A 12,939-nucleotide genomic window follows, 5' to 3' on the forward strand; every position below is an offset into this window, starting at 1 on the left:
GTTGCCTGGTCGAGCTGGTCGAGGGCTTTCTGCAAGGCGTCCATCACGCGATCCCCTTCGGCTTGGCAGCGGACTTGCTCGTAGCGGTTTTCTTGTCTGCGGTCTTTTTGGGCGCCGTTTTCTTCTCAGAAGCCTCGGCGACCAGGGTCGTGGCGGGCACAGAAGCCGGTTCAATGCGCGGCTGCAGGTCGGCCTTGGCGAAATTGGGGTGCACCACCTGGCCTGCGTCGGTCAGCATGGTCGCCTTGACCAGTTCGTCGTCGCGCTTGATGGCAAGCGTCTTGCTCTCCTTGTCGACCAGCGTCTCGAGGAAGGCGAACAGGTTCTTGGCGTAGAGCAGCGAGGCCGACGCCGCGACGCGGCCCGGCACGTTGAGATGGCCGACGATCTTGACGCCGTTCGCCGTGGTCACGACCTTGCCGGCTTGCGCGCCCTCGACATTGCCGCCGCGCTCGACGGCGAGGTCGACGATCACCGAGCCCGGCTTCATCGAAGCGACCATCGCCGCCGAGACCAGCTTCGGCGCTGGCCGGCCGGGGATCAGCGCCGTGGTGATGACGATGTCCTGCTTGGCGATGTGCTCGGCGGTCAGCGCCGCCTGCTTGGCCTGGTATTCCTTCGACATTTCCTTGGCGTAGCCGCCGGCCGTCTCGGCCGCCTTGAACTCTTCGTCCTCGACCGCCAGGAATTTCGCGCCGAGCGACTGCACCTGCTCCTTCACCGCCGGACGCACGTCGGTGGCGGTGACGACGGCGCCAAGCCGGCGCGCGGTGGCGATCGCCTGCAGGCCGGCGACGCCGACGCCCATGATGAAGGCCTTGGCCGCCGGCACGGTTCCGGCCGCCGTCATCATCATCGGCAGCGCCCGGTCATATTCGGCGGCCGCGTCGATCACCGCCTGGTAGCCGGCGAGATTGGCCTGCGAGGACAGCACATCCATCACCTGCGCGCGGGTAATGCGCGGCATGAACTCCATCGAGAAAGCGGTGATGCCGGCCTTGGCCATGGCGGCGACGGCAGCGTCGTTGCCGTAGGGATCCATGATGGCGATGACGGCGGCGCCCTGCTTGTAGCCCTTGAGCTCGGTGTCGTTCGGCCGGCGCACCTTGAGCACCACATCGGCCTTCGAGGCATCGGCGGCCCCGCCGATCGCGGCGCCCGCCTTGGCGAATTCCTCGTCGGGGATGCGCGAGCCGGTGCCCGCGCCTTTTTCGACCACCACCTCGAAGCCGAGGCCGGCCAGTCGCTTCACCGTGTCCGGCGAGGCAGCAACGCGCTGCTCGTTCGCATCCAATTCTCTCGGTATAAAAATAGCTTGAGCCACCGTACGTCCCAGATTTCGTGATTGGATCTTAGGCCAACCTTGCAGGTGGCCAACAGATTGGCGATTTCGATTTCTTGCCGCGCTGTGCGGCTGCCGCCGAGCAGACCGGCGACAGCCGCCTTCTCGCCTTGGGAGGCACCACCGGCTCACCGATGGATGGGCGGATCGTTGCGAGGTCGCGGCGGCTGATCGCGACGCTTATTCAGCAGCTACACCGTATGGAATATTTCGCCGGCCATAACGCCGCACGCGGATGTTGGCCTGCTCAGCATGCCCCACAAATCCCTCAAGCATGCAAAGCCGCGAGCAGTACTCGCCGATGAGCGTCGCAGCTTCGTCAGTCACTACTTTCTGATAGGAATGGGTCTTCAGGAACTTACCGACCCAGAGACCGCCCGTATAGCGTCCAGCCTTTTTTGTCGGCAGAGTATGGTTCGTCCCGATTACCTTGTCGCCATTGGCGACATTCGTCCGCGGCCCTAAGAACAGCGCCCCGTAGCAGCGCATGTTGTCGAGGAACCAGTCGTCCCTATCGGTCATGACCTGAACATGTTCGGAGGCAATCTCATCGGCTACGGACAACATCTCTTCATAGCTGTCGCAGATGATGATCTCACCATAGTCATCCCAGCTCCTGCGCGCTGTCTCCTGCGTCGGCAGAATCGCCAACAGCCGTTCGATTTCGGTAAGTGTATCGCGTGCCAGCCGCTCGGAGTTGGTCACTAACACCGCAGGTGAATTGTAGCCATGTTCAGCCTGGCCGAGGAGATCCGTCGCGCAGAGTTCAGCATCTACCGTCTCGTCGGCGATCACCATCGTCTCCGTCGGGCCGGCGAAAAGGTCGATGCCGACTCGGCCAAAGAGCTGGCGCTTGGCCTCGGCGACATACGCGTTGCCGGGACCGACAATCATGTGGACCGGCTGCATGGTCTCCGTGCCAATCGCCATAGCGCCAACGGCCTGAATGCCGCCTAGAACATAGATCTCGTGAGCACCGCCAAGCTTCATCGCAGCAATGACAGCTGGATTTGGCTTACCCTTGAAGGGCGGAGTCGCGGCCACGATACGTGGCACGCCGGCGACGCTCGCCGTGGCAACCGACATGTGAGCCGATGCAACCATCGGGAATTTGCCACCCGGCACATAGCAGCCGACCGACTGAACCGGGATATTGCGGTGGCCCAAGATGACGCCCGGCATCGTTTCGACTTCCACATCTTTCATGGAATCCCGCTGCACCTGCGCAAAGTTGCGTACCTGCTGCTGTGCGAACTTGATGTCTTCCATGTCCCGTGAGGACACTTGCGACATCAAGAGCTCAATCTCGCTCTCAGAAAGACGGAAGGAAGTGGGGGCATAGTTGTCGAATTTGGCCGACAGTTCTCGCACCGCGGTGTCGCCACGCATTTCGATGTCTTCGAGAATGGCCTCAACGGCGCCGCGCACCTTGGCGTCGTCTTGCTTGCGCTCCGCTTCGGGCCGAGCTGATTTAAGGTAGCGTACCATTTCCAAGCCTCTTTCGTTTTCGCCTAGTGCGGAGAGTGCTGCACTTTGTTCTGGCAACAGCGTCTATAACGGGCGGCGCAGCAAAGTCAAAGAATAATATATTATTTTTGCACTTCCAGCAGCTCGATCCAGTTTCCGCTCGGATCGCGAACAAAAACGTAGTCGAAGCCCAACGCGGAGAATGCAACATCGCCCTCTACGGTCACCCCTAGCGAGCGAAGTCTTTGGATTTCGGACGCAAGATTCGAAACCTCCAACGCGAAATGCTTCCCGCCGATTTGATGTAGATCCGTTCGAAGCGAAGCCATTTGATCCGACGCCATCACCGGCCGAATGGAACTGAACAACTCCAGTCGCCCATGCGGCCCGGCGAGCACCGTCAGCGTGAGTTCTCCATCCCAAAGCTGGCACTGGGCGTCCTTCTCGAAGCCGAAACCTGCATAGAAAGCCAGGCTGGCGGCAAGATCGCGTACGCTGATGGCCACATGGTGCACGGTTGCTTCGCCTCATCGCCGGGTGCGCGCGTAGGCGTCCAGAGCAACGGCGGCGACCACGATCGTGCCCTTGATCACCAGTTGGTAGTTGGAATCGACGGCCAGCGAGTCGAGCAGGTTCGTCAGCACCGCGACAATCAGCAATCCGATAGCGCTGCGCCAGACGGCCCCTTCCCCGCCCATTAGGGACGTGCCCCCAATCACTACGACGGCGATCGCGTCTAACGCCATCGTCGAGCCGATGTCCGCCTGACCGATCGAGAGGCGCGAGGCTATGATCATACCCGCAACAGCGGCGCATCCGCTGCAGATGACATAGGAGGAGGCCCGGATCAGCACGGTGCGCAAACCGGCGAGCCGTGCTGCTTCATCGTTCCCGCCTATGGCGTAAAGGGAACGCCCATAGGTGGTTCTCGAGAGTACGATCTCACCAATACCGAAGACGAGCACCATGAGCCAAACACTGACTGGAATCCCGAGCACGGCACCACGTCCAAGCCAGGTAAAAGCCTGCTCGGTCACGACAAAAGGAGAGGAGTTCGAATAGAGCAGCGCCAGACCGGAAAAGATCGAAGTCGTGCCGAGCGTCGCAACGAACGGATTGACGTTGAGCCGCGTTATCGTCAACCCGTTGATCAACCCCCCGACCAAGCCGACCAATATGACCAATCCTGCCGCCAGCGGCAGGGACCAACCTGCGACCGCGAGACTAGCGAAGATGGTTGCCCCGGCAGCGTACATCGACCCTACCGACAGGTCGAAGCCTCTGGTGATCATAACAAGTGTCATCCCCACCGCGATGATGCCGAGTGGCGCATTCTGGCTAAGAATATTGCGGATGTTCAACGGATCGAGGAAGCGAGGATAGAGAACCTGCGATACGAGAACCAGAAGGGCCAAAACAGCCAATAGGCCGTACTTCATTGCGAGTTCGGCCCATGAGAAACGGGACCTGCGGATTTCGGTGTCGCCACCCAAGATGGGCTTGGCGCTGGTTGCTGAATTAGTGCTGAGCATGACGGCTTCCTTCTACGCCGAAGGCGCTATTTAGGATGGCATGGACGGAGAGCGGGGAGCGGGCGTGGTCGAGTTCGTCGACGAGCCTGCCCTCTGAAAGGACGACGACACGGTCGGCGACCGCGACGATTTCTTCAAGCTCAGAGGACACGATAATCACTGCGATGCCGCGCTCGGCGAAATCGCGCAGCGCGTCTAGTATTTCTGATTTAGCGCCGACATCGATACCCCGCGTCGGCTCGTCGACCATCAGCACCTTGGGCTGTTCGTAGTCCCATCGGGAAAGCAGCACCTTCTGCTGATTCCCGCCTGACAAATTGCCGACAGGGTCGCCCAGCCGGCGCGGGTCAAGACCGAAGCGGTCGGTCGATTTTCGACTGAGACTTCTAAGTCTCGCTGCGTCCACGAACCCACTCTTGCGGACGCGGCCGTAGTTGGCCATTGCCACATTATCCATTGAGCTCATTCCAAGGACGAGGCCTTGAGTCTTCCGGTCCTCCGGAACCAAGGCGATACCGTAATCACGTGCAGTCCTCGGATCGGTGGGCCACGCGACTTCGCGTCCGGCGATCTCGAACTTGCCGCGTGCGCGGGGCTCCATCCCAGCAATGGCGCGTAAGAACGTTGTTCGACCTGCCCCGACCAGGCCGCCGATGCCAAGGATTTCACCGGCTGATACACTTAGCGCAAGATCCGTAACCGCTCCCGGAACCGTCAACCCACGAACTTTGAGCACCGGGCTGCCGACACTGGCGAGCGTGCGATTTCGTCGGTGATAGATGTCGCCCATCGCCTCGCCAAGCATTGACGCGACCAAGCCTTGCTTAGTCCATGATGCTCTCGGTTGCGTCTGCACCAAACGGCCATTGCGAAAGACAGAAATTTTTTCGCTGATACCAAGCACTTCATCGAGATTGTGCGATACATAGATCAGGGTGTGGCCTTGATCGCGCAGTTCGCGCATCACGTTGAACAACGCGTCGCGCTCTGGAGGCGCGAGTGCGGTCGTCGGTTCGTCGAACAGGATGATCTTGGAATCAGCCTGTAGCGCACGCATGATCTCGAGCATCTGCTGGTCGGCAACTGACAGCCGGCGCGCCTCTCTCGCGGGATCGATACTTACCCCCAAGCGCGCACAAAGATCAGAAAAGCGCCTATGCATGGCACGCTCGTCGAGAAAACCTCCGTGGGCCAGAGTCTGGCCGAGAAAGACGTTGGCTGCCGCGCTCAACGCAGGAACGATAGTCAGTTCCTGGTAGATCGCAGAGACGCCCTGTGCGCGAGCGGCGCGAGGATTGCCTAGATTTGCTTCCTCGCCGAATAGCAGGACGCGACCCGAGCTCGGCTCGATGCGGCCGGCTAGCACCCCGAGAGTTGTGGATTTGCCGGCGCCGTTCTGGCCAACGAAGGCGTGGATCGTCCCAGCGGCGATATCCAAACTGACCGGCTGCAACGCCACGACAGGGCCAAAGGACTTCGACACATCCAGAAGGGAAATAGCCGGTATGGACATCTGGTTAAACTCCATCGCGTGTTCGGCCGAGCGACATCGCTGCCGCGCGGCGGAACGATTCAGGGTGATTGCGGTTCATACGCGCCGACGTTGTCGAGCGTTACGATCCCAACCTCGCCGCTCTTCTGACCCGGTATGGGTGCATGACCGTCGTTCAAGATCACATGAGGCACGGGCTTTCCGGCACGAGCCTCGATAATCGCTTGGACTGCTGTCTCAGCCGCAGTCTGCCGATAAAACCCGGTGGTAGCCTTGATCCAACCCTTCTTCAGCGCATCCACCGACCATGCCGTGCCGCCAGCCTCGTAGACCTTGACCGTGCCAAGCTTGCCGGCCGCTTCGAGCGCGGGAACGGCACCTTTCGACATGTTGGTATAGGCCCCGACGATGATCGAAAGATCGGGATTTGCCTGCAGCATAGTCTGCGTCTTGATCTGATTATCGGGAGGTGAGTAGTCCGTCCGGTGCACAGCCACGACCTTGAAATCAGGATACTTGGCTTTCACCTCTTCGAGTGCCTTATCGAAGGCGACGGTAATGGGATGCAGGTTTGGTCCGGTCAGGATGCCAACTTTTTGTGGTCCGGGATTATCAGCCGCGGCCTTCTCCATCACTGCCTTGAAGGCATTTGGCGTCTCGTTGCCGCCTACGTAGACAAGGGTTCCCGGCGACCAAAGCTCGTCGCCTTCCTTGGATGAGCGTCCGCAAGCCGTGCCTGTAGCCTGTGCCACCAAGACATTGGCCTCCGGCGCCAGCTTAGTGACAGACTCGCAAACCTGACTGCCCTCCACCGGCACGACGATCCACGCGTTGTAGCCGTTGAGCAGCGCATTCTGCATCTGGTTGACTTGGGTGGCGACGTCGAAGCGAGCGTCGAACACGTCGAACTCGAAGCCATACTTCTTGGCCATGTTGCGCACCCCCGTCACCGTAGACTGGACGGCGCTGTTGGTGCCGATCTCAATGAAAAGCGCAAGCTTCAACGGCTGGTCGGTGTTGACGACGACCGGTTTAGGCAGTCCGACGTCAACCTGCACCTCTTTCGCGAAGGCCATTCCCGGTGTCGAGGCGATGCCTGCAATGAGCAGAACCCTCATTGTCGACCTCATTGCTGCCAGTACCTGTTGAGCGCCCACATCACTCCACCTCCGGCTTGAAGGCGTCGACATTTCCTTTATCGATGAGATACGGGTTGGTTGGAGGCTGTCCTTCGACCAGCGGCTCGCCGAGGTCGCCGATCGCGCGTGCTACTGCCTCACCGTTCTGGGCCTTCGCGATTGCCATCACCGCGTTGTACGCATTCGACTTTAGACGGTTGGCGCTGGAGACCGCGATCTTGCCGTCTTTCAGGGCTTCGACCGCCCAGGTAGTCGCACCGTTGTCGTAGATCTTGACTTTATCCAGTTTTCCCGCCTCCTCCAGGACTGGTACAAGACCCTTCGAGAGGTTCGAGAAGGCGGTATAGTAGAGCGTCATGTCAGGGTTTGCCTGGACCATTGGCCCTGCCTTCTCCAGAGCGCTTGGCGTCGAATAGTCCGTGCGGGCGATCGCCACGACCTTCACTTCGGGATACTTCTTCTTGAACATCGCAAGTGCGGCTTCATGGTTTTTCGTAATCGGATTGAGCTCAGGCCCGGTGATCACACCAAGTTTCTGGGGCCCTGGATTTTCCTTGCCCATCCGGTCCAATACCTGAAAGAAGGCGAGTGGCGTTTCTGCGCCGCCGACATAGGCAAGGGTTCCAGGTGACCAAAGCGCGGCACCTTCGTTCGCGCCGCGGCCACAGATGGACAGGACGGCCGTGACGACAAGGATGTTCTTTGCCGGCGCATCCTTCGTGGCGACATCGCACATGATGTTGCCTTCGACCGCCTTAAGCACCCAGGCGTCGTAGTCGCGCGCAAGGGCGTTCTGCAACTGATTGAGCTGGGTCACCGGATCGAACTTGCCGTCAAAGACGTCGATCTGCCATCCGAGTTTCTTGGCCGCTTCCGTTGCGCCGTCAATGCTTGCCTGCATGGCACTATTGTTCGCGCCTTCCGAAAAGAAGGCGATCTTCAGCGGCCTGTCGTTGGCGAGTTGAACGGATTTACCTTGGCCGACATCCACGGCTGCAGGCTGCGCCAGGCTCGAGTTTGTGGCCATTGCTGCCGCAAGTGCCAAAGCCAGACCTGCCGTCCTTATCTTTTGTACAGTCATTCCCTTCCTCCCTTGGTTTGTTCATTGAGCCGTGTAGCCGCCGTCGGCTGCGATATCGGCTCCGGTGACGAAACTTGATTCATCGCTGGCCAGAAACAGCGCGACGCGTGCGATTTCGATTGGATCGGCTTGCCGCTTCATTGGGTGAGCATCGATGAGGTTACGGACATAGGCAGCCCCTTCCGCACTTTCCTCCATTGCACGTTGCGTCATCTCGGTGCGCGTCGAGCCAAGGACGACAGAGTTCGAGCGAATGCCGTTGCCCGCGTAGGTAACGGCGTCACACTTCGAAAGCAGCCGCACAGCCGCCTTGGTGCCGTGGTAGAGGGGGATGTCGGCATTGCCGATGACCCCGTAGGTCGACGAGATATTGACGATGCTCCCTGGCTGGCCCACCGCCAGAAGGCCGGCGATCACGTGCTTGGTGCAAAGGAATGTGCCCTTCACGTTGACAGAGAAAACCGCGTCGAAGTCTGCGACTGTTGCCTCATGGGTAGGCTTTCCCGAACCCGCGATGGCGGCGGCATTTATCAGTACATCCGGCACGCCCCATTCAGCGGCAATGTTGGAGATCGCTGCCGAGATGACGCCTTCATCGGTGATGTCGACCTTGTAGTAGCGAACAGCAGCTTCTCCGAGAGCCGCCAGCGCGTCCGGGGCCGTATCCTTGCTGTCGAATATCGCGACTTTGGCGCCCTCCGACACGAAGAGCGCGGTGATCGCGCTACCGACCCCACCCGCACCACCGGTGACGATTGCTATCCTACCTGCCAGACGTTTCATCCTTGGGCTCCAAGCGATTCCATGATCGTGCGCTGATTGCCGATTGCAGCCATGAGCAGGAGCCCGCCATCGACGAAAAGCGTTATTCCGGTGGTGTAGTTGGCGTTCGGCGAGGCGAGATAGGCGATGGCTTCAGCCATTTCCTCGGGCTTGCCGGGCCGGCCAACGGGAAGTTCGGGACGCTTGCGTGCGCTTACGTCCTCACCTTCCTTGGCGCCGCTCATCGGCGTCGCCGTTTCTCCCGGCCCGATGGCGGCCACGCGGATACCGTGCGGCGCCAGATCAAGTGCCATGCACTTTGTGAGCATACCGACGCCGGATTTGGACGCACAGTACGCGGCTCCGCCCTTGAGGGGCACGGCTTCATGCACTGACGACAGATTGACGATACGACCGGCCGTGCCGGCGGCTACCATGTGATTGGCTATGATCTGGCCGGCAACGAAAGCGCCGGTGAGATTGCATGCGAGCACCCGGTTCCAATCGTCCAATTTAAGTTCCAAGAAGTCATCAAACGCGAGGGTGCCGGCGTTGTTGACGAACACATGTACGCCGTTCAACTCAGCCACAAGCGCATCCAACGCCGTCCGGATCGAGGCGGGATCCGTCTGTTCCATCTGTCGGACTGCAGCTTTGCGGCCGCTGGCTCGCACACGGCGCGCGGTCTCTTCCGCCCCGTCGACATTGCCTGCGTAAGTTATGCCGATGTCATATCCGAGACTGGCCAGATGTACTGCTGTCGCCCGGCCTATTCCTGAACTCGCGCCAGTGATGATTGCGATTTCATTGGGCATGCGTGTCCTCCCTGGTTGCGCGCATCGCAGGCAACATGGCCGCCGTGTCCCAATGGAACGGCCGCAGTTCCAGGATCCGGTTGTTTCGTACACGGAAGAACTGGAGCAGTGGCCAGTCGACCTCCCGGCCCGTCGGACGCGACACCGCATAGACATGCGAGCGGCTGAAGATGACGTCTTCACCTGACGGATAGAATTGCGGATTTTTCACTTCCAGGGATGACCACTGGCGACCGAAAGCCTCCATCCACCCCTTGAAGCCGTCCGGCCCGCGCCATTCACCGCCGTAAGGCAACGAGCCTGGCTGGTGCAGCACGCATTCCGGGTCCAGGGTTTCAGCGATAATGCCGAAATCGCCACCGCTGGGGGAAAGGTAGATCGTTTCTGCCTCGTAGAAACGCATCAACGTTTCAAAAGCCGCGTTCGTTGTATTGCTCATTGGCGTGCCGCTTCCCTGTCGGACAGCATTTGGTCAGTCGGCCTCTGGCTGGTAGGCATCGACGTTTGAGGAATCGATGAACTGGACCAGCGCACCTTTGGTGATCGGCTTGCCTTCGTTTTGGATAACTCGCGGGACAGGTTCCCCGCGTTGCGCCGCGGCGATAGCCTCGATCGAAGCGGCGGCATTGGAACGAAGATAGAGAGCGGTCGTGAAATCGATGGTACCGGCCTTGACCGCTTGTTTTGCCCACGCCGTGCCGCCAGCGTCGAACACCTTCACCGTTCCCAGCTTGCCCGCCGCTTCTAGTGCCTGAACGATGCCGCGCGTCATGTTGGAGTAATGCGAGAAATATAGTGTAATCTCGGGATGAGCCGACACGATCGGCTGCGCCTTCTCGAAGGCTACCGGTGTTGACCAATCCGTCCGCGCCTTGGCCACCACTGACCAGTCCGGAGTTTCTGCGAGAAACCGCTGCAGTGCAGCCTCGAAGTTCAGCGTAATGGGATTGAGGTCGTTGCCGGTGAGGATGCCCACCTTCTGTGGCCCCGGCGCGAGCTCGCGGACTTTGTGGAGCACCTCCAGGAATGCGTCCGGAGTTTGCGTGCCACCGACATAGGCGAGTGTTCCTGGGGACCACTGCGCCTCTCCCTCCTTTCCGGAGCGTCCGCAGATCGGAAGCACTGCATTGACGACAAGGATATTGCGCTGCGGCGCGGTAACCGACGCAGGCTCACACATGGTGTTGCCTTCGAGTGGTTTGACAATAAAAGCGTCGTAGTCGCGATTCAGAGCGTTCGCGATTTGGTTGCTTTGTTTGACGGCGTCGAAGCTCCCGTCAAAAACATCGATTGTCCAGCCATGCTTGGCCGCGGCTTCCTTGGCACCCTCGATGCTTGCGGTCATCGCCGAATTGTTGGTGCCTTCGGAAAAGAAGGCGATCTTAAGCGGCCGATCTTTGGCAAGCTTGACAACCATACCGCCGCCGACGTCGACGTCGACCGTCTCCCCGGCGTGCAACGGTTGGAGCCCAAAGATCCCAAACGCCAAGGCATAGGCAATCAGCTTCATCGTATTCTCCCTCAACACAGATGCCTGGATCTTGCCTGCACCTGGCCACAACAGCTTCACTGGGCGGTCCAGCCGCCGTCTACTTTTAGGCTTGTCCCCGTGATGAGCACGGCACCATCGCTCGCCAGAAATGCAGCGGCTTCCGCCACGTCTTCCGGTACTCCAACCCTCCCCAGGGGTATTTTCGACATGACCTCTGCGCGGAAGCCGCCATCTTCGAACATCGGCGCGGTCATCGCTGTCTCAATGAAAGTCGGCGCGATGGCGTTAACCCGGATGTTTATCGGCGCCAGTTCAATGGCGAGCGCCTTCACAAGCCCTTCCACCCCATGCTTCGATGCGCAGTAGGCCGTGCGGTTCGCCGCGCCCACGTGCCCCATCTGCGAAGTGATGTGGATCATGGCGCCGCCCTCGCCATGTGCGGCAATCTTGGCTGCCGCAGCCTGCGAGAGGAAAAAAGCTGCCTTCAGATTAAGCCCAAACAGCCTGTCGTAATGCTGCTCCGTCACGACAGCGATCGGTTCCGGGATGTTCATTCCGGCGCTGTTGATCAACACGTCTAGGCGCGGCAACGATGCGACTGCAGCACCAAGGGCTGCGGTATCGGTCACGTCGAGCTGCACCGATACCGCCTGGCCGCCGGCAGCCGCGATTGCCGTTTCGATCGCCTGCAACTCCGATAATCGCCTGCCAACCAACACGACCTCGGCGCCTGCCTCAGCCACACGCATCGCGGTAGCTTTACCAATGCCGCTGGATGCACCGGCCACAAGTACGGTCTTGCCGCCGAGTGACGAATGATGGGGCCGTCTCGACACCGTCAACGCCCCTTTAACTCATGGTTCACGGCGAAATCGTCCGGCGGTGTCGGTCCCCAGATAAAAAAGGCATCCTCGGCGTCGTGATCCCCCGCGCGCCATTCCATGTTCTTGGGAATGAAATCCATGTCGCAGGAGTACTCGGCATAGCTGCCCCACGGATCACGCACATAGTGGAAGTAGTTGGATCCAAGGACATGTCGACCGAGGCCCCATCCACGGGAAAAGCCTTTGTCGGCCATCTGCATCGCGCCAAGGCCAATCGCATTCAGGCTATCGACCTCCCAACTCGTATGATGGATGCCCGGTCCGGTAGATCGTACGAACGCCACCAGATGGTGGTCGCTCCCATGACGACCATGCAGGAAGGCGATCTCATTGCCGGTGCGGTCAGAAAGCGCGAGACCGAGAGCGCTTTCGTAGAACTTCACTGCACGATCGACATCGGCCGTGAAAAGCAGCACATGCGACATGCGGTTAGGCCGTGTGGCGGGCGCGTTCCTTCGCACAGGAGCACCAGCAACGCCTGGTGGAGAAGACTGAAACTGCCCATGGCCCTTGGTATCCGGCGAAGACTTTGCCGCGACCTTGAGTTCGACCAATGTGCCGTCCGGATCGCGAAACCAGATGCCGTTGGATTCCAGTCCCGGCGGCGGATCGAGACGATGAACGCTCAGTTCGTCCAACCGTCGCGCAAACCGAGCTAGGTCTTGTTCGAAAATCCCGAAGGAAAGGTAACCCAGCGACTTGCAGGCGCCTTCAGTAATCCGACACCAAGTATGGCTGTGTCCGAACGTGCAAAGAGCAAGGCCGTTCCCATCCTGCCGCACATCGAGGCCGAAAGACGCATGAAACGTTTCCGCCTGGTTGAGATCCGGAACGGAGAATGTGAAGCTGTCGAGGGAGTGAACACCGAGAACACCACCCTCAGCGTCACTTGCTATGTATCCCCTTAACGCTGTCATGTCGTCCTCCCGAGTG

General features: G+C 59.9%; 13 protein-coding genes. All 13 read right to left on the bottom strand.

The window, feature by feature from the left end:
* Positions 1 to 43: 43 nt before the first annotated feature.
* The 13 genes from EN857_RS31685 to EN857_RS31745 all read right to left on the bottom strand — a co-directional run bounded on the left by EN857_RS31685 (position 44) and on the right by EN857_RS31745 (position 12,923).
* On the bottom strand, positions 44 to 1,324 hold the full coding sequence (locus EN857_RS31685) for a Re/Si-specific NAD(P)(+) transhydrogenase subunit alpha (protein ID WP_135859575.1): 1,281 nt from the start codon (positions 1,322 to 1,324) through the stop codon (positions 44 to 46).
* 198 nt (positions 1,325 to 1,522) lie between these two features.
* Positions 1,523 to 2,830, bottom strand: coding sequence for a histidinol dehydrogenase (gene hisD / locus EN857_RS31690; protein ID WP_135859576.1), 1,308 nt, complete (start codon positions 2,828 to 2,830; stop codon positions 1,523 to 1,525).
* A 101-nt stretch (positions 2,831 to 2,931) separates the two neighbouring features.
* Complete coding sequence (locus tag EN857_RS31695) at positions 2,932 to 3,324, bottom strand: VOC family protein (protein ID WP_135859577.1); 393 nt, start codon at positions 3,322 to 3,324, stop codon at positions 2,932 to 2,934.
* A gap of 12 nt (positions 3,325 to 3,336) precedes the next feature.
* Positions 3,337 to 4,341 (bottom strand): ABC transporter permease, encoded by a 1,005-nt coding sequence (locus tag EN857_RS31700; RefSeq protein WP_135859578.1) that lies wholly within the window; start codon positions 4,339 to 4,341, stop codon positions 3,337 to 3,339.
* Positions 4,328 to 5,854 carry a sugar ABC transporter ATP-binding protein gene (locus EN857_RS31705; protein ID WP_245511363.1) on the bottom strand — a complete coding sequence of 509 codons (1,527 nt, stop codon included), beginning with the start codon at positions 5,852 to 5,854 and terminating at the stop codon, positions 4,328 to 4,330. Before EN857_RS31705 ends, EN857_RS31700 begins: the two co-directional genes overlap by 14 nt.
* Positions 5,855 to 5,913: 59 nt before the next feature.
* Positions 5,914 to 6,951: a sugar ABC transporter substrate-binding protein gene (locus tag EN857_RS31710; protein ID WP_135859580.1), complete on the bottom strand. Its 1,038-nt coding sequence runs from the start codon at positions 6,949 to 6,951 to the stop codon at positions 5,914 to 5,916.
* 40 nt (positions 6,952 to 6,991) lie between these two features.
* Positions 6,992 to 8,053 (bottom strand): sugar ABC transporter substrate-binding protein, encoded by a 1,062-nt coding sequence (locus EN857_RS31715; RefSeq protein ID WP_245511364.1) that lies wholly within the window; start codon positions 8,051 to 8,053, stop codon positions 6,992 to 6,994.
* A gap of 21 nt (positions 8,054 to 8,074) precedes the next feature.
* Entirely contained in the window at positions 8,075 to 8,836 is a 762-nt protein-coding gene (locus tag EN857_RS31720; protein ID WP_135859581.1) for an SDR family oxidoreductase, read from the bottom strand.
* Positions 8,833 to 9,630 (bottom strand): SDR family oxidoreductase, encoded by a 798-nt coding sequence (locus EN857_RS31725; protein WP_135859582.1) that lies wholly within the window; start codon positions 9,628 to 9,630, stop codon positions 8,833 to 8,835. The genes EN857_RS31720 and EN857_RS31725 overlap by 4 nt, the downstream gene beginning before the upstream one ends.
* Positions 9,620 to 10,069, bottom strand: coding sequence for a nuclear transport factor 2 family protein (locus EN857_RS31730; RefSeq protein WP_135859583.1), 450 nt, complete (start codon positions 10,067 to 10,069; stop codon positions 9,620 to 9,622). Before EN857_RS31730 ends, EN857_RS31725 begins: the two co-directional genes overlap by 11 nt.
* 33 nt (positions 10,070 to 10,102) lie before the next feature.
* The gene (locus EN857_RS31735; RefSeq protein ID WP_135859584.1) at positions 10,103 to 11,140 is read right to left on the bottom strand and encodes a sugar ABC transporter substrate-binding protein; all 1,038 of its coding nucleotides are present in this window, start codon (positions 11,138 to 11,140) and stop codon (positions 10,103 to 10,105) included.
* A gap of 56 nt (positions 11,141 to 11,196) precedes the next feature.
* Positions 11,197 to 11,958, bottom strand: a complete 762-nt coding sequence (locus EN857_RS31740; protein WP_135859585.1) for an SDR family NAD(P)-dependent oxidoreductase — start codon at positions 11,956 to 11,958, stop codon at positions 11,197 to 11,199.
* A gap of 2 nt (positions 11,959 to 11,960) precedes the next feature.
* Complete coding sequence (locus EN857_RS31745) at positions 11,961 to 12,923, bottom strand: VOC family protein (RefSeq protein WP_135859586.1); 963 nt, start codon at positions 12,921 to 12,923, stop codon at positions 11,961 to 11,963.
* Between the last annotated feature and the right edge of the window lie 16 nt (positions 12,924 to 12,939).

Source organism: Mesorhizobium sp. M4B.F.Ca.ET.214.01.1.1, assembly GCF_004791545.1.
Lineage (GTDB): Bacteria > Pseudomonadota > Alphaproteobacteria > Rhizobiales > Rhizobiaceae > Mesorhizobium > Mesorhizobium abyssinicae.

Coding starts and splice junctions, on each gene's coding strand:
- EN857_RS31725 (WP_135859582.1), bottom strand. CDS start 9,630: ATGCCCAATGAAATCGCAATCATCACTGGCGCGAGTTCAGGAATAGGC.
- EN857_RS31735 (WP_135859584.1), bottom strand. CDS start 11,140: ATGAAGCTGATTGCCTATGCCTTGGCGTTTGGGATCTTTGGGCTCCAA.
- hisD (WP_135859576.1), bottom strand. CDS start 2,830: ATGGTACGCTACCTTAAATCAGCTCGGCCCGAAGCGGAGCGCAAGCAA.
- EN857_RS31720 (WP_135859581.1), bottom strand. CDS start 8,836: ATGAAACGTCTGGCAGGTAGGATAGCAATCGTCACCGGTGGTGCGGGT.
- EN857_RS31745 (WP_135859586.1), bottom strand. CDS start 12,923: ATGACAGCGTTAAGGGGATACATAGCAAGTGACGCTGAGGGTGGTGTT.
- EN857_RS31705 (WP_245511363.1), bottom strand. CDS start 5,854: ATGTCCATACCGGCTATTTCCCTTCTGGATGTGTCGAAGTCCTTTGGC.
- EN857_RS31715 (WP_245511364.1), bottom strand. CDS start 8,053: ATGACTGTACAAAAGATAAGGACGGCAGGTCTGGCTTTGGCACTTGCG.
- EN857_RS31710 (WP_135859580.1), bottom strand. CDS start 6,951: ATGAGGGTTCTGCTCATTGCAGGCATCGCCTCGACACCGGGAATGGCC.
- EN857_RS31730 (WP_135859583.1), bottom strand. CDS start 10,069: ATGAGCAATACAACGAACGCGGCTTTTGAAACGTTGATGCGTTTCTAC.
- EN857_RS31700 (WP_135859578.1), bottom strand. CDS start 4,341: ATGCTCAGCACTAATTCAGCAACCAGCGCCAAGCCCATCTTGGGTGGC.